Genomic DNA, 23,833 nt, shown 5'->3' with positions numbered 1-23,833 from the left:
TACTAAGAGTGGACACTATTTAAGACAGGCGGTAAAAAAAATGAATGCAAAAAATTTATCAAAGCGATTAGAAACAGTAGCAAAATATGTACCCTCTGGTGCGGTTGTAGCTGATATTGGCAGCGACCATGCATATTTGCCATGCTACTTAATTCATAAAGGTATTGCTTCTTATGCAATAGCAGGGGAAGTTGTGAAAGGACCATTTGAATCAGCAGTTGGACAAGTACAAAAGGAAGGCTTAACAGAAAAAATTACAGTACGACTTGCGAATGGTTTAGCGGCCGTTGAAGAAGCCGACCATGTAGATACAGTTACTATTGCTGGGATGGGTGGACCTCTAATTGTCTCCATTTTGGAGAAGCATCCTGAAAAATTGCAAGGGGTAACAAGGCTTATTTTGCAACCAAATATTCATGCTAAAGTGATTCGCGAATGGGCATTAGCAAATAATTGGGCAATTCAGGACGAAGAGATTTTAGAGGAAGACGAAAAAATTTATGAAATTCTCGTTTTGCAAAGAAGCACAATGACGTTAACGGAACCGGAAATTTTATTTGGGCCGAAATTAATGCAACGAAAATCACCATCATTTATAAAAAAATGGTCACGTGAAAAAGAAAATTGGCAGCGTGTATTAAAGTCCATTGAAGGGGCAGATCAAACACCTGAAATTGAAGAAAAACGTGCAGAGTTAGAAGCTCTACTCAATTTAGTGGAAGGGGTTCTATGAGATGAAAACAGTTAACGGTCAGGAAATTATACAATTGTTCGAATCATGGTCGCCTAAAAAACTAGCATGTATGGAAAATGACCCAATTGGTCTTGCAATCGGTACATTAAATAAATCTGTAAATAAAGTATTAGTCACATTAGATGTTAATGAAGCAGTAGCTGAGGAAGCTATTGCTCAAGGATGTGAGCTAATAATAGCGCATCATCCACCGATTTTTAGGCGACTTTCGAATATTCGTACTGACAATCCAGCTGGGCGTTTATATGAAAAGCTTATAAAAAATGATATTGCTGTTTATGCTGCACATACGAATTTAGATGTAGCTGAAGGCGGTGTTAACGATTTACTAGCGGATGCTCTACAGCTTGAAAACCGTTCTATTTTAGAAGAAACATATGCGGAAAATATGTTGAAGCTAGCAGTTTTTATACCGACTACAAATGCCGATGATTTACGTGAGGCATTAGCAAAGGCAGGAGCAGGTCGCATTGGAGATTATGAAGCGTGTAGCTATACTACATTGGGAGAGGGACGTTTCCGTGCACTAGAAGGTGCAAATCCACATGTGGGTTCTATTGGTGAATTACATGTTGAAGAAGAAGTGAAGGTAGAAGTTGTATTTCCGGAATCTATAAAAAATCGTGTATTAAAGGCAATGTTAAACGCACATCCATATGAAGAACCTGCTTATGATATCATTCGCTTAGACCAGCAAACGAATGTAATGGGCTTAGGACGCGTTGGTTATTTACCACAAGAAATGACTCTTCATGAATTTACGCAATTCGTCAAACAGCAGCTAGACGTACCCGCTGTCCGCGTTATTGGTAATTTACAATCGAAGGTGAAAAAAGTTGCGCTTGTCGGTGGTGACGGCAATAAATATATTTATTCTGCAAAACGTGCTGGGGCAGATGTATTTTTAACAGGAGATATGTATTTCCATACTGCACAGGACGCTCAAGCAATTGGTCTACAAATCGTAGATCCAGGACATCATGTGGAGAAAGTGATGATTGCAGGAGTAGCTAAAAAGATGGCAAGAATGTGTGGGGATAAAAAGTACTCTGTTGAATTTGTCCAATCTACTATTCATACAGAACCGTTTTTATTCGTGTAAGAGAGGGGAATATCTATGGCGAATGAAAAACCTGTCGGCAATAAGGCCGGCAAGTTATGGATGATGATTGGTTTGCTGATTGCTGTGTTTGGGGTAGGTATGACATTGATGACGAATACGATGAATGCCAAAAAAATTGATACTATGACAGAGCAATGCGAAAAAGACGGTGGAGAAGCCATCGTCTCAAAGGAAAAGAGTTTTCTATCAACAAACTATTCATTTAAATGTAACCAGTAATAATAAAAAGGCTGAATTATAGTATGTAATATAATTCAGCCTTTTTATGTTGTTGAAAAACTATTGTGTCAAAGAAATTATGGCCTATTAAATAAAGTATGGCTTTTCGACAAAATGAGGGGCTGATTTCCGTTCCGACTGGGCGCTTTCCTGGGGGCGTCCGATGAGCCGCTTCACTCGCGTTGCTCGCTCCAGGGTCTCGGGCCAACACGATGTTGGTCACGAAGGCGTTATCACAGGACGTGATGCTTTTAGCCTTCGTTCCTCTATATCGCTAATCCCCGAGGAGTCGCCCAGCTTCACTCCAATCAACCTTTTCACTTAGTATGTATCTTCTTGCATGCTTCTCTAATTTATAGAGACAAAACGAAACTTCAGTAACAGAGTTTTTTTGTGCGAAAACGGATTGTCAGCAACAACAGATTACAATCTCTTTCATTGATTACGGTGAGTAGCATATTTTTCAATTTTAACATTAAATTAAATTTATAAAAGTTCTACGTTTTTGCTGATTGGAGTGGAAGGCTACTCGACTCCCGTGGGAAAGCGAGACAGGCGAGACACTGCACGGAGCGCAAGCGGAGGAAGCGGCTCGACGCTCGCCCACAGGAAAGCGAGTAGCCTGGAACGGAAAACACCCCTCACTAAAAGTGCCATAGCATTCACCAAATTTTCTTTGTTCATTTTGTTTTTTAACACTATAAAAAGGCTGAATTATAGTATGTAATATAATCTAGTCTTTTTGTGTATGCATGGATTAATTTTAGAGTGTTATGATAGATGAGTATGAATGGCAATGAGAGGAGAGTTTTAGATTGTTTATTCGATTAACAAAAGAACAACAAGAAACAATAATAGCTGATATTCAACGATTTTTCTACAATAATCGTGATGAGGATATTACAGAATTTGAAGCAGAAAGAGTATTAGACTTTATAAAGGAAAATATTGCTCCACATATTTATAATGTGGCTATCTCGGATGCAAAATATGTTGTAGAAAGACAATATGCATCGATTGAAGATGAACTTGCAGCATTAGAAAGACCTATTAAAATAAAATAATTTAATCCGAATTAAATAACTGGAAATTTTTATAAATACATGATATTTTTATCTTGGATTAAAGATAATTTAATTCGAAGAAAAAAACAATGGTTTTATTAACCATCAATGTATTGAATAAAGAATTGGATTCCTGTACAACATGGCTAAGAGAACCGTTTTTAGTTTTAAATGAGTGATTCGGTCACAATTTGAGGGATGAATGAAGGAGGAACAACATGTTGAAAATAGGGGTAATTTTAGGGAGTACGCGTGAAGGTCGTTTAAGTCCACAAGTGGGCGAATGGGTAAAGGAAGTCGCTGGAAAACGTGGTGATGCGGAATATGAAATTATTGATATCGCAGATTTTAAATTACCACTTCTAGGTGAGCCAGGTGGCGATGCTTCAGGAGTAGCTACATGGTCACAAAAAGTCGCTGCATGCGATGGTTTTGTTTTTATCGTTGCAGAATATAACCATTCCATTACTGGGGCATTAAAAAATGCATTAGACTACTTACGCGTGGAATGGAATAATAAGGCGGCAGGTATTGTTTCATACGGTTCTGTTGGGGGTGCAAGAGCTGCTGAACATTTACGTGGAATTCTTGGTGAATTATTAGTTGCAGATGTTCGCGTCCATCCTGCTTTATCATTATTTACAGATTTCGAAAACGGCACGGTATTTAAACCAAAGGAAGTGCAAGCAGATTCAGTAAATCAAATGCTAGATCAACTTATTCCTTGGTCAACGGCATTAAAAACAATTCGATAGGGACCTTAAGCAGTATGTACTGAAAAAAGTGCATATTGCTTTTTTTATGCATTTAGAGACCTATGTCTGAGTGAAGTATTGTCTCAAAACTTAGATAGATTGTGTTGATACTACCTTATGACTAAATTTTTATAAAAGGTCATTGTGGTGGGAATTTTCCAAAATTGGCGTTGCGACAAAAAGCTTCTGCGTTAATTCTTTATATAATAGGGGGGTATTTTTTAAGAGTATCTTAATTAATTTGAGAATAATGGAACTTTTATGCAGTCAATTCGTATCTATTAATGTATCAGAGTTTGATATTAGGAATTGGGGATAATCGCCAAGGAAGCATAGACAGTCGGAAATCGGATTTGTTTCGCAGGATAAAATTTTAGGAACAGAAAAGGCTTGTTGAGACTCCCACCCCTAAAGGGACAAGCTGACTAATGTCAGTGGGATTCCTGAGTAACTAGCGTTCGCAGTCCATTTCTGTTTTGAACAGTTCTCAAGATTGGGGTATCCCATTACCCCTCCCTATCCAGTGCATATAGCATATAGGGCTACACTACTGTTACCATAGCGTATAGTTGGAGGCATTTAACGGTTCAAAAACTAAGCTTGCACAATCTATTGGACTAACAGAAGAAGCAATACATCCTGAATTACCGATAGTCTATGGAAGTACAGGAATTTGGACATTACTAGTACCTATAAAAAATTTATCATACTTTGAAAAAATGACTCCGCAAACTGCAGATTTTCCGGATGTCCTTGAAGAAATGCCAAAAGCATCCGTGCATCCTTTTTGCTTAGAGGCATTTGATAAGTATGCAGATATGCACGCACGACATTTTTCATCACCTTATTCTGGAACAATTGAAGATATAACTACAGGTACTGCCTCTGGTGTTATGGGAGCATATTTTGCTAATTATATCGATCGAGAAGCTCAATTGCCAAAAACACTTACCGTTGAACAAGGTCAGGAACTTGGAAAGGATGGGCGAGTGCATGTACATGTCAAAAATGACGATGGTAAACTGAATATTTCGATTTCAGGGACTGCTGTACATGTGAAGGACCTAAAAGTGCATATATAAAAAGGGAGCCGCTTCTAACGGGTTCTGTTTTCGAGTACAAAACTTAAAAAAACACTATAAAAGGGGTATCAAATCGAATTGATTTGGATGTCCCTTTTTTATTGATATAAAGCGGTTTTTTAACAATTTTCATACGAATTGGTATATCAAATTGCATTAATAAAGCTACATTATAGAAAGTTCTATAACGATGCGAATACATAATCTTTTTTTCGCTCGAATTAGTTAACGTGATAATTTAAATGGCAAGGAACTATATTCAACTCCCATGAAAGAACTTAATCATCTTTCATTTTCCGTGGTGTAGCGCTGGTTTTTGCGCTACATGGATGGCTAACGGGGCAGGTTAGTTGAATATAAATTTATTTTACAAATAGATATAAGGGACCGTACGTTCGTGTTATAATTTATCTGATTATACTGACAAGGGGGAATAATTGTGAAATTAAAGAACATCCACATTGAAGAACGAATGAAACATTATAATGTACAAGGTCTAAGTATCACATTGCTTGAGGGTGGTGAAATTAGTGGAACAGAAAATTACGGCTTATTAGAAGTAGAAAGCGATAGAAAAGTGAATGAAAATTCTATTTTTAGTGCGTGTTCAATTAGCAAGTTCTTAACAGGAATACTTGCTATGAAGCTAGTAGAGGAAGGACTTCTTGATTTAGATGATGATGTAAATGAAAGTCTTGTATCGTGGAAAGTACCGGAAAATGATTTTACTAAAAATAAAAAAGTGACATTGAGGAACTTACTAAGTCATCAATCTGGAATTAAAGACCCTGAAGGTAGTTATTATGAACTGAATTCGAAAATAGGGGTTCCTTCGATGGTTGAATTATTAGAGGGGCAAACTCCATATTGTAAAACTCCTATTGACGTAAAGTGTGAACCAGAAAGTGAATTTCATTATTCGGATGCGGGTTTTTGTATCATTCAGCAACTGATAGAAGATGTTACTGAAAAACTGTTTCATAAAGTTATGAATGAGCAAATATTTGAACCATTAGGAATGGCAAATAGCCAATTCAATACAACAATGTTGGAAGTGGATAGACAAAATTTTTCTTGTGGTCACAACAAAAACGGTGAATTAGTAGATGGGAAATATCCTATATATCCTTATCCAGCGGCTTCTGGATTATGGACAACTTCTCTGAATTTAGCTGAATTAGTTCTTGAGTTAATGAATGCTGTAAAGGGAGAAAGCAAAGTTGGTATTTCGGAAAGTTTAGCAAAAGAAATGATAACCTCACAAAGAGGTAAAAGTTGGACTGGATTAGGTGTGTTTCTTGAAGGCTCAGAAAAAGAAATAGAAATTACATCATTTGGTTGGGGAGTGGGTTTTCAATGTATGATGGTGGCGTTTCCGTATTTAGAGAAAGGTGCGATCATAATGACGAATGCAGAATTAGGTGTTCATCAAATGGAAGGTATTATAGGAGAAATATATAAATCTCTTTTATCTTAAAAAGTGTTAAGGGAGGAGAAATATGCAGATAGCCTTAGCAAATCCAGCTCATATATCTGAAGTTGTATCGTTCTTCAATGAAAATTTAGAACGCAATAACAGTGCTGTCTATTCTGAAGAGTTTTTATGTCCTCTTGGAGTTAAAGCAGCCATAAGAAGAAAGCAAATGATAGTGGCAACAGTAGAAGGTCAAGTAGTGGGAGCATTTCGGTTTTACCGAAAAAAAACACAAAACAAAATTTCTTTGTATCAATTTGCTATAAGCGAGGTTTATCGTGGTCAAGGGTTGTTAAAAAAGATGTTTAAAACGATAAATGATTTACCTATTGTTGCACTATGTCCGACTGATTCCGATTTTAATGAATATTATTATAAAACAGGTTGGAATTTACATGAGCAGAGTGACGAGTTCAAAATCTGGGTTTTTAGTAACCCTAATTAAGTTTTGTGAACTTTTTCACTTAAAGTAACGGGGTGCTTTAGTTAAATTTTGATTCACGAAATATCAAACAAAGTTGACAAAAAAAGGTACTGCAATTGTTAAATAGACTATAATTAATAGAGAATAATATGTTCAATATATGAACAGTTATTCTCTATTTTTTATTATAATAAACTACTTAACTCTATATAAAATAGCTAGTATAAATAGTATCGTATATGGTTAAGAACGTTCATTCGATTTGTTAGAAACTACTATTCAATAGGTGGTGGGTAAAATTCGTATCCAAGAGGTTATTTTAGAAAATCAGGCAAAACGCTATATGTTAATTGATCGAAATGGCTTTCCTGTTCTACCTGTCATGAAATATTTAAAGTATTTAGATCAGACAGGCAAAAGCCCAAATACGCAAAAAACATATGGCTATTCCTTAAAGTATTTTTATACCTACTTAGAAGAAAAGGAAAAAGATTACAAATTCATTCAATTAGAGGATTTAGCTGATTTTGTGGGATGGTTAAGAAGTCCTTATCAAAGTTCAAATATTACGCCCCTTCAACAAGAAAAAGCAAAACGAACGGAAAAGACGATTAACCTTACCATTACAGTCATAGCAAACTTCTATGACTACCTTTATCGGAATGAAGAAGTGCAAAATGACATGATGGAAAAGCTGATGAAACAGGTGTTTACAGGGGGACACTCCCAATACAAAAGTTTTTTACATCATGTAAATAAGGACAAGCCCTCTATCAGAAATATACTGAAATTAAAAGAACCACGAAAAAAAGTAGACACACTCACAAAAGAACAGGTACAGCAAGTGTTACAAACAACCACCAATATCCGAGATAGATTCTTAATTCAACTGTTATTTGAAACAGGATTGCGTATTGGCGAAGTCCTCGCTCTTTTCATGGAGGATTTCATTTTTGATCATGGCAAGGGGCATCGGATTCGTTTAGTGGATCGAGGAGAATTAGAAAATGGTGCGAGGTTAAAGACAGGAGAGCGAGAAATTTATGTATCACAATCCTTGATGGATTTATATGACGATTATTTGTATGAAGTACTTGATGAATTAGAATTGGATACAAACTTTGTTTTTGTAAAATTGAGAGGACAAGATGTGGGAAAACCGATGGAATATTGGAACGTAGAATCCCTATTCAAGCGTTTGAAAAAGAAAACAGGCATAAACCTCCACCCACACCTATTTCGTCATACACACGCTACCATCTACTATCAGAAAACAAAAGATATTAAACAAGTGCAGGAACGATTAGGACACGCTCAAATTCAAACAACAATGAACCTATACCTCCATCCTTCGGATGAAGATATTCGAAAAGATTGGCAAAAGGCTCAATATGAATTTAACCTAAAGAACGATAACTAAAAGGGAGTTACCGCATGAAACAAATCAAGAATTTTCATACAGAAGAGAGAGGATTTCACGAAGGATTAAAAAGGAAACTTTCCAATTACCCTGAAAAAATAGTACACGAAGATGGTTCGATTTCCATTGAACAAGTAAAAAATCCGTATTTCTTAATCAATGACAAATGGAACATAAACGTTGTAGGTGAAATTAAGCAGTTCGGAGAAATCGTAGCGAACTATAACTATTCAGCTAAAAATATTCATTTTCGATTCATTAATCCTTCAATCAATTTAGAAGTGAAATATGTCTATTATCAGCAATTGTTTAACGATTTATGGTCAATCAAAAGTATGTTTGTGGCTCAATGTTCAATAAAAAGAATGGCGGAGTTCATAAACGAAAAGTATCCTAAATTATCCTCATTATTGGATTTGGACATTGATAAAGCAGAACGAGCGTATTTGTTCTGGCTTAATGAGCAAGGAGTAAAAACTTGCTACATACAGAATAAAGAATTAAAAAACGTGACTATTAAAACTTCAACAGCATCTGTTCTAAGAACTATTTATAACTTTCTATTCCAATACACAGATAATCGAGAAGAATGGGAAAAAGATAGATGGGATGTGCGTGTATTATATAATAAATATGGTATTTATTATAATAAAAGTGATACTCATTACTACATCAATTTTTCAAACATCGATAAAAGTATTCGAGAACAAGTAAAAAAATATGTCAAACAGCGATTGCTTAGCAAAAATAATTTTTCATGTAGTAGGGCGTTAAACTACCTGTCTATTTTACCAAAGTTTTTTACATTTATCTTTTCATTAGAACTAATGTGGAAGGATTTAAAGGCTTTAAAACGAACACATATCGTAAAATACATTGAATATTTACATGAATACGCTAAAAATAATTTAAAAAGAAGAGATTCACATCCTGAAAATTATGTAAATCAATCATTAACCATCTTACAAAAATTTCTTGAAGATATTCAACGATATGAGTATGAGATGGCTCCTGAAACCCATGTGCGATTGTTGATTTTCCCTGAAGATAAACCTAAACGAAAAAAAAAATCCATTGACCAAATTGATTATATTCCCGACTTTGTATTAGAGCAATTATTCACGCACATCAATGATTTACATAAAGATGTTCAACCTGTCGTTTGGGTAGCATTTAAGACAGGACTTAGAATATCCGATGTATTAGGTTTAACTAATGATTGTTTAGTCAAACTAAATGAACAATACTCGATTGAAACAGATATTGAAAAAACGTATGTAAAAGGGCATCGAATTCCAATAGACGATGAGTTAGCTAATATTCTTGCCGTTCTTATTGATACATCAATTCAACTTAGCAATCAAGACAATAATCCCGAAGGATATATTTTTGTTCGTTATCGTGGGCAACGGAAAGGTAAACCTTTTGGACAAAATTGGGTACAAAGCCAACTTAATATTTTAGCCAAGAAAAAAGACATCACAGACGAAAACGGGAATTTATTTCATTTCAAAACGCACCAATTCCGTCACACCTACGGTGTAAAAATGTTAAATGGTGGTGCAGATATTCTAACGGTACAAGAGTTATTCGCCCATGCTTCACCTGAAATGACATTACGATATGCCAAGTTATTAGATAATACGAAAAGAAAGGCATTCGAATCCGTTATGAAACAAGGCGTTTTTAGTTTCGACTTAAATGGTGAAGTGCAAGAAATCAAAGTAGGAGAAGATATACCAACCGATATACTGGATGCGTTATGGCAAGACCATAAACTCAATGCGATGGATAACCCATATGGAACTTGTCACGCTCGTTTGAATGGGAATTGCCCTCACATGGAAGCACCTCCATGTTTAACTTGTGGTGACAACCAAACACCTTGTAAGGACTTAGCTGTAGGTTTTTCAGAGTTAGATCAACAAAAGTATGAACTACATGTCAAAACAGCTACAAAAGCTATGGAGATAGCGAAGCAGCGAGGTCGTGAGGATATTGCCGAGAAGAACGGAAAAAACTTACAACGTTATCAAAACATTTTAAACACCCTTCAAGAAGGAAATATCATCTTTGGAAGGCAAGATCGAATGAAAAGAAAGTTAGGTACTCAAAATGACTGAATATGACCGTTCTGAACATTTGAAAGCCATTCATGCTAATCGTAAAGCCAATACCTCTCAAAAGGTAGATGAAGCTATTAAAAGGCTCATAAGAGCCAATGAGAAAATAAACTTTAACAGCGTAGCCAGTGAAGCTGCTGTTTCAAAAGCAACACTGTATAATAACAAGGACTTCCGTTCGAGAATTGAAACATTACGAAATCAGCAATCACAAGTACCTACACCAAAACAAGTGAAGAGAGAAATGAACGAAAACAACAAGGATGCCCTCATTGCCTCTCTAAAAAGAAAAAACCAAAAGTTAGAAGAAGAGAACAAGCGATTAAGGGAACAACTGAAAGTTGCTTACGCAGAAGTTTATAAGAAATTATGAGGGAGAACGTTATTCTCCCCTTCTTATTCAACTAACGAACAGTTTGTGGAGAAAGGAATTCATAGGATGATGAATGTATACGTGGATGATTTGAGAGATTGTCCGATTGGTTTTGTCGTGGCAAGAACGTTTCAAGAAGCCATTCACTTACTTGAAACTCACGAAGTAGATATACTTTCTCTTGACCATGATTTAGGCGAAGATCTACAAGGGAATCTATTGCCAACAGGTTATGACTTAGTAAAATATATTTGTGAAAAAGGGTTACGGGCAAACAAAATATATCTTCATACAGACAATCCTGTTGGTAGAGAGAATATGTATCAAACACTGCATGGAGCGAAACGAAGAGGTTTCATTGATGCAGATATTAAAATTTACCACTATTCTATTACCGAAAATAAGTATACCGAATGAAGTAATACTAAACAGAATGCCCAAACAAAATAAGGAAGTCCCATATATTAAATATTACTAATATGGGCAATTAAGGGAACAACTGAAAGTTGCTTACGCAGAGGTTTATAAAAAGTTATGAGGGAGAAGGTTATTCTCCCCTTCTTGTTCAACTAACGCAGCAGGTTAGTTGAATAAGGATTTATTAACAGGCATACCCTATAAAGGGAGGTGTCGTTATGAAGAAAGGGAAAATTAGTGTAATCAGCTTTACTTCACTTTTATTGGTAGTAGCATCCTTGTTTTTATATATACAGGTTTCTGGTAAAGAAAAAGATGATATTAATCGTGGTTCAGAATTATCTCAAGAAGAAAAAAATGAATTAGAAAATCTGATGGAACAGATAAAAAGAAGTTTACATGACGGAAACTATGGGTTTGTTTTAGACCATGCTGTTTTACCTAATGAAAACATTGAAGTAATAGTGAAATTAGGAAGTCTAAAGGTTGATGAAAAGACCAAAGAAGAAATACAGCAAATAGCAACTGAAGTTATTAAACAAAATGATTTTGATTCTGAATTATTTCAATTTAATATAAAAAGTTTTTATAATTCAGAAAAAGAAGGGAATCGTTTTTCGCAAAGACTAAGTTACAATGATTTAATGGGAGACATCATGACAACTTTAAATGAAAAAGGCTTTGATGTAGCCGTACAAGGTAAAGTCTTGTCATATAAAAACGTTGAAATATCATTAGTATTACCACACGATAAGTTCGATGAAAAGAACAAAAAAGAAGCACAACAATTAGCAACTGACGTTATTGAAAAAAATAACTTTGGAACTGAAATATTTCAATTTAACATAACAAGTTACATAAATATAAAAGATTAAATGTACCAATAATAGTTGTATTCCTTGACTAAATAAAACTTGAGACTACTTGTTATTACTTTCTTCTTCAACTCCCATGAAAGAACTTAATCATCTTTCATTTTCTATGGTGAAGTGCTGATTTTTGCATTTCATGGATGGCTAACAGGTGCTTTAGTAAAAGAAGAAAGGGTTTTACATATTAGTCATATCTAATATGTAAAACCCTTTAATTTTTCTATCTTTTTTAAAAATAGGTCTTGATAACCGAAGCAGTACCTTTTAATATGCTAATTAATTGTCTTTTTAACCTGCGATTTTGCTTTTTGTACTTCAAAACAGAACCCGTTAGCCGCTTACAGAATTTTTATTACCTAGGAAGCGGCCCCTTTTGAAATGTCATCCATTCCATTAATGTTTTATTTCTTCAATGACCTTTTCTTTTAAATCTGCATCCATTGAGGAAAGCTTAACGTTATTTGTAAGACGTTCTTGTAATTCTCTTTCTGTCATAATACCGCGTTCTTCTAGAATTTGAACAAGTAGATCTAACGTCATTAAATTTTTAATATCTGCTGCTTTTGTATCCATGTTAAATGCCTCCAAATGTATAGTATTTCTACCTCTTTAGTGTACTCCTTTTTTAGTAGGTCGGCGTAAAATGGTCAAAACAAAGCGAATTTATTTCGTGTCCCGGAATATATTGAATGATTCTAGCAGTAGTGAAAGACAAAAAAGAACGAGCTAGCTTTTATGAGAAATCAGCGACAAGTAGTTGTAAAATGCAATAAACTAACAATAGGAGTTTTTTTTCATTATCTATTTAAACCGGTATGTATTTATGTTAATTAAGAGCTTTCTCTCCGTTAGTTGAACTTTGTTTTACGCTGCTAGAGCTTCGCCGCCAAAACTGCATTTTCCGCCGCTAAAGCCGTCCACTTCACCGCTAAAATTACTTTTTCCACCGCTAAAGCCGAACACCCCTAGGAAAGCGCCAAGTCGGAACGGAAATCAACCCCACTCTATGGTGATAAGCCTCCTAATTACTCATTGAGAATAAAGCCTGATATAAAGTTGCTAGCAAAGCAACAAAGAGCGTATCGTCAGAGTTAAAAAGTTTAAAAGATATACCAGTACGCACAAGTTCAGTTTCTACATTACTAGCGCTAGCTATTTTTTCATCATTACAATATAAATAAGCGGTTGAAGTAAAATCCTTTTCAAAGCGAAAAGCTAGCCCATCCATTGTAAAAGAGTAGGAGGATTCAAGTAATTGAACCGTCTTCCGTTGTATCGGTAAAATGGATCCATCTGGCATAATAAGCTGATGGCTAACACCCTTTGTTAATAGTGTAGATTGCACTTGAAAAAGTGGTGCCCCTAAAGTAGTGCGTGATTCATAGCGATGCGGTAATGACTGTTGTGCTGTAACTAGCATAACAGAATTGATTACTTTTCCAACGGATGAACGTTCAACCTTTTGTAGCACGCAAACCGTCTCATTTTGTTCATTCACAATAGGGATATTTGAAAAGCTTTCGAAAGCTTTTGGGTAGGTAAGGGTAAATGTAGTCATAAAAAAGCCTCCAATCTACTTACTATACGGAGAAGCTTAACCTTAGGTTTCACCTTCAACAAAAATTTTAACTTCTTTCAGCAAATGTTTTGTGTAGCGAAAGCAAAGCGACAGCTACAAATGTTTTGTGTAGCGAAAGCAAAGCGACAGCTACAAATGTTTTGTGTACCGAAAGCGTAGCGACAGGTACAGAAGTCTACCACAACTATAGGTGGTGAGTTGAATATCAAAGGGTATACCCTTGCTGCGAAATAGTGATTGTCCTAAGCTAATTCTGATTCTATAATAGTGAATGTAATAGTTTATTAACAATAATGAGGTGGCTTATGAAAAAGCAATGGAACTTAATATTAGCACTAATTGTGGTCTTAATTATCGCAGTTTTTTCAGTTATCAATGTTGACATGGTAACGGTTAATTATTTATTTGGAAAAGCTGAGTGGCCATTGATCCTCGTCATTATTGGGTCAGTCCTATTGGGAGCCCTACTAACTGGATTAATTAGTATGATGAAAATTTATCAACTTCAAAGAGCTTTGAAAAAGGCTGGTGGTGAAATAGATCAACATTCTTAAAAGTTAATCTATTTCAATCAGAACGGAGCCCTTTATTATTTTTAATTTAATATCGTCCTCAAAATCAGGAAGGGTTATGCAGGCCAAAGCACAAAGCCGATTCCGGACGCATTGTTTATCTGTAGTGACAGCGGCAAATGTTTTCTGCGCGAAAGCGAAGCGACAGCGGCAAATGTTTTCTGCGCGAAAGCGAAGCGACAGCGGCAAATATCTTCTGTGCAAAAGCGAAGCGTCAGTGGTAATTGTGCCGAGGCATAATTGATTCAATAGGCGATAAAGTTCGATTGATTTTTAATGCAAGCAACAAATGGAAGTACATTTGGGTTTTAAAAGATGGAATATGAAATTTAACAATGAAAAAGGCTGGCCGATAATGTGAATTTCTTCACTACCGGACAGCCTTTCATTTTATTGTTGAGTTGTAACTTCTCCTGCAAGAGCACGTTTTTCCTGCTCTGGATCGAATTCTTTTTCCATTTTTGAAACGACAACTGTTGCTACACCATTACCAATTAAGTTTGTAACGGCGCGCGCTTCTGACATAAAGCGATCGACCCCGATTAAAAGTGCAATCCCTTCTACTGGAATCATAGGGAATGCTGCTAATGTTGCTGCGAGTGTAATAAAGCCAGAGCCTGTTACACCGGCCGCACCTTTAGATGTTAGCATTAAAATAGCAAGTAATGTAATTTGATGCCAAACATCTAAATCAACTCCATAAGCTTGTGCGATAAAAATAGCTGCCATAGATAAGTAAATGGACGTACCATCTAAGTTAAAGGAGTACCCCGTTGGAATGACAAGACCAACGACTTGTTTAGAGCAACCATAGTTTTCTAATTTGCGCATCATCGAAGGAAGGGCAGATTCTGATGATGATGTTCCAATAACGATAAAAATTTCATCTTTAATATATTTAATAAACTTAAAGATACTGAATCCGAAGTAACGTGTAATAAGACCAATGATGAATACGATAAAGATAAACATTGTAATATAAACGGAAAGCATTAAAAACCCTAAGTTTCCTAGTGATTTAAGACCGAAGTTTCCGATTGTGTAGCTCATAGCGCCGAATGCACCAATCGGGGAAACTTTCATGACCATATTAACAATTTTAAAGAATATATCTGCTACTTGTTCAAAAAATTTAATAACTGGTTTAGCTGGTTCACCAATAGCTGCAGCAGCTATGCCGAATAAAACAGCTGAGAATAAAACAGGTAATAACTCTCCATTTGCAAGTGCTCCGACAACATTATCAGGTATAATTTGCATAATAAATGCACCAATATCATGCTCTGTAGCGGCTGCTGCCTCTGTATATTGGGATACATCTGCACCGTTTGCAGCTGCTGTATTAAAGCCTTTACCAGGTTTTACAATATTGACTACGATTAAGCCGATTGCTAGTGCGAAAGTAGAGACAATTTCAAAATAGATTAATGCCTTCCCGCCAATTTTACCAACTTTTTTTACATCGCCCATACTACCAATTCCAATAACAACTGTTAAGAAAATGATAGGAGCTATTAACATCTTAATTAATTTAATAAAAATATCTGCTAATATTTTCAACTTCGCTCCGAATTCTGGGAACGTAGCACCTACAATAATACCTAGCACAATGGCAATCAGTACTTGTACAGTTAAGTTTTTAAAATTTATACGCATGAAGTTCTCCCCTAACACTGTTTATGAATATTATGTGAACGCTTTCATGAGGTTATCTTAGCTGAAATTTTCCGACAATAGTTTTTATGACCGTAAAGTTTCTATTGTTCATTTTGTTCATTTTCGTTGGGAAATCAATAAAACTAGTGATATCAAGGGTTCGTGGCTGTTTTATAGTAGTTTTGTAATTTTGGAATCTATTATAATACACAAGAAAAAAATCCCCACTCTAGTGAGGATTTTATCATTAATGAACAAAAGTATTGTTCCCGCAGTGATGAAATACTTTAAGGAGACACAATTTTTTCAATTTCCGATAAAACATCGTTTTCTTGTACATTGTTTCTATAAAAATCATAAACAGGCGCTAGTTTTTCCTTAAAGCGTTGGCGTTCCTTATTACTCATCGTATAGATTTCAAAGTTATCTTGCTGCTTAAGTTTTTGCAAATTTTCTTCGTTCATTTCTACAGCTTGTTCAAATTGCCAATCTGTTGTTTCTTTCATAGCCTCCATAATCTGTTTTTGGATTTCCGAAGGTAGAGATTTCCAAAACTTGTCGTTCATTAAAACGGCGTAGCCTAAAATGCCATGCTTAGTTAATGTCATATGTTTCTGCACTTTATAGAAACCTTTAGAATAAATATTTGACGCTGTGTTTTCTTGAGCATCGATGGCATTCGATTCTAAATCAGTAAAAACCTCGCTGAATGGAGTTGGGATTGGTGTAGCTCCAACAGCCTCGAATTGCTTTTCAAGGGTTTTACTTGGCATTGTACGAACACGTAAGCCTTTTAAATCTTCAAAAGTATGAATAGGGTGATCGACAGAGGTTAAATGTTTAAAGCCATTATGCCAAAAGCCTAGTCCTTTTATATGAAAAGGCTTAAGCTCATTTAACAATTGTTCACCAATCGAACCTGTAAGTACCTCATGCACTTCATCATCCGTATTAAAAAGGTAAGGTAAATCAAGAACCTGCCAATTTGGTATATAGGATGTCATCTTTGAGAAAGTAGGGATAATCATTTCTACTTGTCCATTTTGCAAAGCCTGAAACTCGTTTTCATCATTAAACAAGGAGGAGTTTGGGTAGACGTGTACCTTCACTTTGCCATTTGTTTTTTCCTCTACAAGCTCGGCGAATTTACTTGCCGCCTGTCCTTTTGGCGTATTCTCAGCAACAACATGACTTAAATGAATCGTAATTTGCGTATTCAAACCTTTTTGCTCATCGTCATAGGGAAGAGGCTTTGCGAATAGTAAGCCTTGTTGAACACCAAACGCTATCGTTAACAATAAAACAGTTGCTATTGTTCCAATAATAAATTTTTTCATCTATTACACCTAATTTATTCGTATTTTCTGATGTTTTTGTTATTCTAACATATGGAGTAAGTTAAAATATAGTAAGAGGGAGGCGTACATCTTGAAATTTCAAAAAATATCGATGAAGAGAAAAATTATGTCTCTGACTTTTTTTATTCTCATGCTCTCCTTTAGTATAGGTGGAACATTTTTGCTAGGGTTCGTCATGACTGTGCAAAAGGATAAGCTTGGAGATCAGGCTTTACTTGTGGCAAAAACAGTATCACAGCTTCCCGAGCTGAAAACTTACATATCAAATAATAATTTTAACGAGGCTACCAAACACATAAATCCTGTAGTGGAGGAAATACGTGATATAAATGGCGCACAGTATATTGTTGTACTGGATATGCAAAGGCGCAAGTACTCACATCCAAATACAGAGGAGATTGGGCAAATCTCGGAGTCAGGAGATCTAAACGCTGCGTTTTCTGAGCATTATTATACATCCATCGCACATGGTGACCATGGAGATATGGTACGAGCATTCGTCCCAATCATGAGTAAAGAAGGTAAACAAATAGGCGTAGTAGTAGTGGGCTATAGTGTTTTAACTGTGGCAGAGTTGCTACAATCTATTCAAACAGAATTAATGATTACTATTTTATTATCTCTTTTCTTTAGTGCATGGGGGGCTCATACATTAGGGCTTCATATGAAAAAGCAAATGTTTGGGTTAGAGCCCCACGAAATTGCTAAAATGTATGTAGAACGAACGGAAACATTTAACGCGATGCATGAAGGAATTATTGCCATTGATAATGATTTGACAATCACAATATTTAATGAAAAAGCGTGTGACATATTGGGGGTTCACAAAAAGCCTTCAACATTAATAGGGAAGAAAATTTTTGACGTTTTACCTGATACACGATTACCTGAAATTTTGGAGCTAGATCAACCCATTTTTAATCGTGAGCTCTATATTAATGATAACAATATTATGAGTAATCGTATTCCTATACAAGTTAATGGAAAAACGGTTGGAGCTGTGGCCATGTTTAAGGATCGTACAGAAGTGAAAAAGCTTGCAGAGGAATTAACGGGTGTTAAGGCATTTGTACAAGCATTACGCGTACAAACACATGAGCATAAAAATAAATTGCACACAATTGCTGGTCTTTTACAACTTGGACATCATGAACAAGCACTTTCTTACTTAACACAAGTAAAAGAAGAACACGATGAAATTACAAACTTTCTAAATGAACGGATTAAAAATGAAAATATTTCTGGGCTATTGCTTAGTAAAATCTCCTATGCAAAAGAACAAGGAATTCTACTGGAGATTGACAGAGAAAGCCGTTTGACAACATTTCCTAACAATTTAGATCATCATGATTTCGTTATTTTATTTGGTAACTTAATTGAAAATGCTTTTGATGCATTAAGGGATGTACAAATTGAAGAAAAAATAATCCATGTTTCTGTTGATGAAGATGAGGATGTTCTGGCAATATTAGTAACGGATAATGGTAAAGGCATGACAAATGAAGTCAAGGCACATATTTTTGATAATGGCTATTCGACAAAAGAGAAAAAAGGTCGAGGCATTGGACTTTTTTTAATAAAAGAAATTGTACAAAAAGGAAAGGGAGAAATCGAAGTCATAAGTGAACCGAATAAAGGGACAAGCTTTTTAATAACTTTTTACCATACTTAATAGGCCCATCATCAAATGCTGGGCGACTCTTTGGGGTTCATTTGACATCCCTAAGAAAGCGCTTGGTTGTCATGAAAATCAATCCTATGAGTAATGCAATATGAATAGTTGAAATAGAAGCGAGAAATTCTATGGGAACAGTGTGGCGCTCTCGTAGATATCTTCCTTAAGTGAAAATTTGCACATATAGAGATAGAACAGAGTGTATGGAGGACTAACAGTGACACAAACAAAGGTTTTATTAATAGAGGACGATCCAATGGTGCGAGAGGTTAATCGCCAATTTATTGAAAAGATAGCTGGATTTGAAGTAATTGGACAAGCCTCAAATGGAGTTGAAGGGATTGCTCAAATTCAAAAACTGAAACCAGATTTAGTATTTATGGATATTTTTATGCCAGAGCAGGATGGAGTGACAAGTTTACGGAAAATTCGTGAACTCAAGTTACCGGTAGATGTCATTACGGTAACCGCTGCTAATGATATGGAAACTGTAAAACAGGTCCTGCATCTTGGCGTCTTTGATTATATTATGAAACCTTTTTCATTTGAACGAGTGCAAGGAACGCTTGAAAATTATTTGCGCTTCAAAAAGCAAATGCAAACAGAGCGTGAATTAACACAAGGAGAGCTTGATCAGTTATTCCATTATCATGGAGGGGATAATGAGGTTCAGCAATCCAATGTCTTACGGTCAGAAAAAAGTTTACCTAAAGGGTTTAATCGTGCAACACTAGAGAAAGTTGTGCACTATTTGCAATCTGTAGAAGGAGCATCAGCAGAGGAAGTAGCCAGTGGTGTAGGTATTGCGCGTGTAACAGCAAGAAGATACTTAGATTATTTAGAGAAGCAAGAGGAAATTACGATGGATGTGCATTATGGTGGCATTGGTCGTCCAGTCAATTATTATTTTAGTAAATAATGAGAAATCCTGATTGTCAAAATAGACAATCAGGATTTTTTACTACTATAGATTTTTAAGTTGTGGATAACCAAAGTCATAGTTATCGTCTAAGCTAAAGCGCTACATCCTCGAGGTCGCTTCGATCCCTCGTGCAAAAGTGGTGGAGCGTTTACTTTTGCTTCGGGCTCTCCAAAGCTTTAGCGCATTTGTTCTTAGTAAGGCATAATTTTATCAACAGGCTTTGGCGTTTTAATTTTAGGTAAAATTTTATCTAATGTAACTGTACGCTCAATGATATGTGTTGATTCATCATTTTCATCGAAATGATCAAGGAATGAAATAACCTCTTTTACAATTGGTGTTGGCGTAGAAGCACCTGCTGTAACAGCGACAGAATTAATTCCTTTTAACCATTCAACTTTAAGCTCAGAAACGTCTGCAATTCGATAAGATGGCGTCCCTGCTATTTCAACAGAAACCTGTGTTAAACGATTCGAGTTATTGGATTTTGGGTCACCAACAACAATAAGTAAATCTGCCTCCCCAGCTTGCTGTGCAACTGCCTCTTGGCGGACCTGGGTTGCCAAACAAATTTCCTTATGCACTTCAATATGTGGGAATTTCTCTTTTAAACTATCCATTAAATGAGCGACATCCCATTGACTCATCGTCGTTTGATTTGTTACTAGTAATTTATCATTCGTTAAATTTAATGCATCAATATCCGTGGATGATTGCACTAAATGTACATGATCTGGTGCAACCCCAATTGCTCCCTCTGGCTCGGGATGGCCTTTTTTACCGATATATATAATATCATAGCCATTTGCTGATTTTTCACGAATTAAATCGTGCGTAACTGTTACGTCAGGACATGTAGCATCAATGGATACTAAGCCTTTTCGCTTCGCAATTTCACGAATTTCAGGTGAAACACCATGTGCTGTGAAAATAACAGTGCCAGTTTCAACTTGTTCAATAATTTCTAAACGATTCTCGCCATCTAATGTGATGATGCCATCTGCTTCAAAGGCATCCGTGACATGTTTATTATGCACAATCATACCTAAAATGTAGATAGGTCTTGGTAATGTTTTATCGAGTGCGGCGTTTCGAGCGATGACCATCGCATCAACAACACCGTAGCAATAGCCACGTGGATTAACTTTTAATACTTGCATGGTTGTGACTCCTTTCAAGCTTACCTACCTACATTATAACGGACAGGGACGGCGAATACAAAGAAACCTTCATCTACATAGGCGGCTGGAATATACGGGGCTTAGATGGAAGTGGTTCAGCAGGAGTAAATGATCCATTTTGTCGAGACGCTTTTCGACTTTTAGTTGAACCTGCTCCTGCACTAGCCGCTGCTTCAGCAGCTACTGCTCCAGCCCCTGCGGCAGCTCCTGCAGCAGGAAGACCTTGAAATCCTTTATACAATTTTAAAAGTGACGGAATATTTTTTACCATCGGCATTGCTTGCTGAATGTAAGGTGTATATGTTTTCGCTGAGTTAAATAAGCTATTCGCTTGCTGCAAAAATGAACCGATTTTTGAAGGTTCCTGCATTGGCATTTGTCCTCCAAATGCTCCTATTCCACTAGACATAGGAAAGCCACCGGGAATTCGTGGTTGATTCGGGAAGCCTCCAGGCGGGAAAAAGGACTGCGGTGACATTTGTGGAGGTGTTGGCATTTGCATCGGCATTTGCATCGGCATTTGTTGCATTGGCATTTGCATGGGCATTCTCATGCCACCAGGATACATCGGGAACTGTGGTCTAAATACCATAACGATCTCCTTTCGATAGTGATTTGACATTGATGACATACCTGATTATAAATATGATATGCAGAAGGGTAAGTTAGCGTTCGACACGCACAAAATAAATAACTAGGGCGATTATAAATGTATCTCACTATATCAGTAAGGTTTACTTATTATAGATGTAGACAGTAAGTGGTAAAAAATTCTTAAAAACTACACACTTTTTTCTCTATTCCAGTCGATAAGAAAGGTATAATGTTTTGTTGGTAAATCATTAAGTTAGAAAAAGATGATTTTAAAGTTAGTTCTGGAAATATGTTACATTAATGTAAAAAATTGTTAAAATATTTTTACTAGACTAAAATAGCAGAGGTTAAAAATAGGAGGTATTTTGTGTCAATTAAAGTAAGAAGTATAGTGTCGTTTGGCCTAATCGTAGTATTAGTTTTAGTTATGGGAATTTTTCAGCAACAAAATGCTAAATCCCAACTGGAGCAAGTACATTTGATGAAAGAAAAAACACTTCAAACGACGTTATTAGCAGATGAGATGAAGTTAGCAGTTGTACAGGTTCAGCAGTATTTGACTGATATTAGTGCCACAAGAGCACTCGATAATTTAGATGATGGATTTGAGCAAGCAGAAAAATATAGTAAAATCTTTAATAAAGATTTGGAACAAGTGAAAAAAATGCATCAGGAAGACCAGGAAAGATTAGATGCGATTAAAGTAGCGTTTGATGAGTATTATAGTACTGGTCAGAAAATGGCTCATAGTTATATTCAAGGCGGGCCTGAGCAAGGGAATAAACTGATGCTTGAATTTGATACTACTTCAGTTGAGATTAATGACAAAGTAGATTTGTTTCAACAAGAAAACATTACAGACATGCAAAATTCTTTAGCACATGTTGAAAAGCTTATTGATGATAATAAACAATGGTTCTTATGGATGTTCTGTATTATTTTAATGATTTGTGTAGTAGTTGGAATTATATTTGTACGTTCCATCGTTGTTCCTGTAAATAAGCTAACTTCTGCAGCAAGGGTAATTGCTAAAGGAGATTTATGTCAAAAGGATATCGAAGTTAGAACGAAGGATGAAATTAAAGATTTGGCTGATTCTTTTAATTTGATGAAGTCTAATTTACATTCACTAATACATAGCATGACGGCAAATGTTGAGCATACATCATCAGCTGCTGAAGAACTAGCAGCAAGTACAGAAGAAATTTCAAATTCCTCTCATGATATTGCAAACCTTGTAGAGAGAATGGCGATTAGTGATAATCAAGCAGCTGTTACAGGTCGTGAAAGTTCGATAGCAATGGATGAAACTGCTCAAGGTGTTCAACGTATTGCTGAGGCTACTCAAATGCTTCATTCTAAAGCAGTAGACACACAATCTATTGCAAATGATGGTGAAAAAACGTTGTATATTGCAGAAAACCAAATGTCAATTATCCAACAATCTTCAAATACAACAAATGAACGTATTAAGAAGCTAAGCACGCAATCAGCTGAAATCGTTCATATTACGAAAGTAATTACTGACATTACTGAGCAAACAAATCTTTTAGCTTTAAATGCTGCGATTGAGGCCGCTCGTGCGGGAGAGCATGGTAAAGGCTTCGCAGTCGTGGCAGATGAAGTGCGCAAATTAGCTGAGGAATCCAAAGCTTCTGCCAATCAAATAGTGGATGTAATAGCACTTATTCAGCAAGAAACGAAAGAAGTAGAAAAGGCCGTAAATGTAACAGTATTGAATGTAGATGAAGGTGTCACATTTATTCAGAATGCCCAAAATGCCTTCGATGGAATTTTAAAAGCGATTGGTGAAATGACATCTCAAATCGAGAATGTATCTGCTTCTACGCAACAAATTTCTGCAAGTACTGAAGAAGTGGCAGCATCGGTCAATGAAATGTCCTCTTCTTCCAAGCATGCTGCACAGCAATCTGAAACAATAGCATCGACAATAGAAGAGCAAGTTGCGACCATTCAAGAAATAAATACTGTTGCTAAGGCATTAAGTGAAGAAGCGGTGACTGTGAAGGAAGAAATCAATAAATTTAAAATTTAAGAGGCTTATCAGCAAAGCGAGTGGTTGATTTCCGTTTCGACTGGGCGCTTTGTTGTTGCTGTCGCTACGCTTTCGCACAGATAAAACAATTGCTGACGCTTCGCTTTCGCACAGAGCAAAGGCTTCCTGGGGGCGTCCGA

23 protein-coding genes are annotated in these 23,833 nt (G+C 36.1%); 17 read left to right on the top strand and 6 right to left on the bottom strand.

The features are described from left to right. The first annotated feature begins 40 nt into the window (after nt 1–40). The 13 genes from ACQKOG_RS17665 to ACQKOG_RS17605 all read left to right on the top strand — a co-directional run bounded on the left by ACQKOG_RS17665 (nt 41) and on the right by ACQKOG_RS17605 (nt 12,103). The gene (locus ACQKOG_RS17665; RefSeq protein WP_370079383.1) at nt 41–733 is read left to right on the top strand and encodes a tRNA (adenine(22)-N(1))-methyltransferase; all 693 of its coding nucleotides are present in this window, start codon (nt 41–43) and stop codon (nt 731–733) included. A gap of 1 nt (nt 734) precedes the next feature. Then, nucleotides 735–1,856 (top strand): Nif3-like dinuclear metal center hexameric protein, encoded by a 1,122-nt coding sequence (locus ACQKOG_RS17660; RefSeq protein ID WP_427447672.1) that lies wholly within the window; start codon nt 735–737, stop codon nt 1,854–1,856. Between the two features lie 15 nt (nt 1,857–1,871). Then, nucleotides 1,872–2,096, top strand: coding sequence for a hypothetical protein (locus tag ACQKOG_RS17655; RefSeq protein ID WP_370079379.1), 225 nt, complete (start codon nt 1,872–1,874; stop codon nt 2,094–2,096). Between the two features lie 815 nt (nt 2,097–2,911). Beyond that, nucleotides 2,912–3,160 (top strand): DUF2164 domain-containing protein, encoded by a 249-nt coding sequence (locus tag ACQKOG_RS17650; RefSeq protein ID WP_370042149.1) that lies wholly within the window; start codon nt 2,912–2,914, stop codon nt 3,158–3,160. Nucleotides 3,161–3,378: 218 nt separating this feature from the next. Then, on the top strand, nt 3,379–3,915 hold the full coding sequence (locus ACQKOG_RS17645; RefSeq protein WP_427447669.1) for an NADPH-dependent FMN reductase: 537 nt from the start codon (nt 3,379–3,381) through the stop codon (nt 3,913–3,915). Nucleotides 3,916–4,484: 569 nt separating this feature from the next. Next, the gene (locus ACQKOG_RS17640; RefSeq protein WP_427447667.1) at nt 4,485–4,997 is read left to right on the top strand and encodes a PhzF family phenazine biosynthesis isomerase; all 513 of its coding nucleotides are present in this window, start codon (nt 4,485–4,487) and stop codon (nt 4,995–4,997) included. Between the two features lie 439 nt (nt 4,998–5,436). Beyond that, a complete protein-coding gene (locus ACQKOG_RS17635; protein ID WP_370081511.1) occupies nt 5,437–6,474 on the top strand; it encodes a serine hydrolase domain-containing protein in 1,038 nt (345 codons plus the stop codon). Nucleotides 6,475–6,496: 22 nt separating this feature from the next. Continuing rightward, nucleotides 6,497–6,916: a GNAT family N-acetyltransferase gene (locus ACQKOG_RS17630; RefSeq protein WP_370081513.1), complete on the top strand. Its 420-nt coding sequence runs from the start codon at nt 6,497–6,499 to the stop codon at nt 6,914–6,916. A 277-nt stretch (nt 6,917–7,193) separates the two neighbouring features. Then, nucleotides 7,194–8,315: a tyrosine-type recombinase/integrase gene (locus ACQKOG_RS17625; RefSeq protein WP_427447728.1), complete on the top strand. Its 1,122-nt coding sequence runs from the start codon at nt 7,194–7,196 to the stop codon at nt 8,313–8,315. Nucleotides 8,316–8,329: 14 nt separating this feature from the next. After that, on the top strand, nt 8,330–10,438 hold the full coding sequence (locus tag ACQKOG_RS17620) for a tyrosine-type recombinase/integrase (protein ID WP_427447664.1): 2,109 nt from the start codon (nt 8,330–8,332) through the stop codon (nt 10,436–10,438). Further along, a complete protein-coding gene (locus ACQKOG_RS17615; RefSeq protein ID WP_427447662.1) occupies nt 10,431–10,811 on the top strand; it encodes a DUF6262 family protein in 381 nt (126 codons plus the stop codon). Before ACQKOG_RS17620 ends, ACQKOG_RS17615 begins: the two co-directional genes overlap by 8 nt. A 66-nt stretch (nt 10,812–10,877) precedes the next feature. Next, nucleotides 10,878–11,228 carry a cyclic-phosphate processing receiver domain-containing protein gene (locus ACQKOG_RS17610; protein WP_427447660.1) on the top strand — a complete coding sequence of 117 codons (351 nt, stop codon included), beginning with the start codon at nt 10,878–10,880 and terminating at the stop codon, nt 11,226–11,228. A gap of 218 nt (nt 11,229–11,446) precedes the next feature. Then, nucleotides 11,447–12,103: a hypothetical protein gene (locus ACQKOG_RS17605; protein WP_427447658.1), complete on the top strand. Its 657-nt coding sequence runs from the start codon at nt 11,447–11,449 to the stop codon at nt 12,101–12,103. 390 nt (nt 12,104–12,493) lie between these two features. Here the strand turns inward: ACQKOG_RS17605 and ACQKOG_RS17600 are convergent, their stop codons facing one another. Together ACQKOG_RS17600 and ACQKOG_RS17595 are read right to left on the bottom strand one after the other, a co-directional pair. Continuing rightward, nucleotides 12,494–12,673 carry a hypothetical protein gene (locus ACQKOG_RS17600; protein ID WP_132356806.1) on the bottom strand — a complete coding sequence of 60 codons (180 nt, stop codon included), beginning with the start codon at nt 12,671–12,673 and terminating at the stop codon, nt 12,494–12,496. 448 nt (nt 12,674–13,121) lie between these two features. Beyond that, nucleotides 13,122–13,658, bottom strand: coding sequence for a tubby C-terminal domain-like protein (locus ACQKOG_RS17595; protein ID WP_370081515.1), 537 nt, complete (start codon nt 13,656–13,658; stop codon nt 13,122–13,124). A 326-nt stretch (nt 13,659–13,984) separates the two neighbouring features. Between ACQKOG_RS17595 and ACQKOG_RS17590 the strand changes: the two genes are divergently transcribed. Then, nucleotides 13,985–14,233, top strand: a complete 249-nt coding sequence (locus ACQKOG_RS17590) for a LapA family protein (protein ID WP_370081517.1) — start codon at nt 13,985–13,987, stop codon at nt 14,231–14,233. A gap of 408 nt (nt 14,234–14,641) precedes the next feature. Here the strand turns inward: ACQKOG_RS17590 and ACQKOG_RS17585 are convergent, their stop codons facing one another. Next, complete coding sequence (locus tag ACQKOG_RS17585; protein WP_427447655.1) at nt 14,642–15,907, bottom strand: dicarboxylate/amino acid:cation symporter; 1,266 nt, start codon at nt 15,905–15,907, stop codon at nt 14,642–14,644. A gap of 287 nt (nt 15,908–16,194) precedes the next feature. Further along, nucleotides 16,195–17,244, bottom strand: coding sequence for a TRAP transporter substrate-binding protein (locus ACQKOG_RS17580; protein ID WP_427447653.1), 1,050 nt, complete (start codon nt 17,242–17,244; stop codon nt 16,195–16,197). A gap of 112 nt (nt 17,245–17,356) precedes the next feature. Here ACQKOG_RS17580 and ACQKOG_RS17575 point away from each other — a divergent pair, with 112 nt between their 5' ends. Next, on the top strand, nt 17,357–18,937 hold the full coding sequence (locus tag ACQKOG_RS17575) for an ATP-binding protein (protein ID WP_427447726.1): 1,581 nt from the start codon (nt 17,357–17,359) through the stop codon (nt 18,935–18,937). A 220-nt stretch (nt 18,938–19,157) separates the two neighbouring features. Next, on the top strand, nt 19,158–19,859 hold the full coding sequence (locus ACQKOG_RS17570) for a response regulator (protein WP_370081523.1): 702 nt from the start codon (nt 19,158–19,160) through the stop codon (nt 19,857–19,859). Between the two features lie 194 nt (nt 19,860–20,053). Here ACQKOG_RS17570 and ACQKOG_RS17565 read toward each other — a convergent pair whose 3' ends face one another. Together ACQKOG_RS17565 and vrrA are read right to left on the bottom strand one after the other, a co-directional pair. Beyond that, entirely contained in the window at nt 20,054–21,022 is a 969-nt protein-coding gene (locus ACQKOG_RS17565; RefSeq protein WP_370081525.1) for a 4-hydroxy-3-methylbut-2-enyl diphosphate reductase, read from the bottom strand. 73 nt (nt 21,023–21,095) lie between these two features. Next, entirely contained in the window at nt 21,096–21,635 is a 540-nt protein-coding gene (gene vrrA / locus ACQKOG_RS17560; RefSeq protein ID WP_427447650.1) for a VrrA/YqfQ family protein, read from the bottom strand. 369 nt (nt 21,636–22,004) lie between these two features. On the opposite strand from vrrA, the gene ACQKOG_RS17555 reads away from it, so the two are divergent. Beyond that, nucleotides 22,005–23,693, top strand: coding sequence for a methyl-accepting chemotaxis protein (locus ACQKOG_RS17555; protein WP_427447648.1), 1,689 nt, complete (start codon nt 22,005–22,007; stop codon nt 23,691–23,693). Nucleotides 23,694–23,833 lie beyond the last annotated feature (140 nt).

Source organism: Lysinibacillus sp. NPDC093216, from assembly GCF_050280325.1.
In the GTDB taxonomy this organism is placed as follows: Bacteria; Bacillota; Bacilli; order Bacillales_A; family Planococcaceae; genus Lysinibacillus.
Note: the sequence above shows the minus strand (reverse complement) of the source record. Positions and strands in the feature narration are given on the sequence as shown.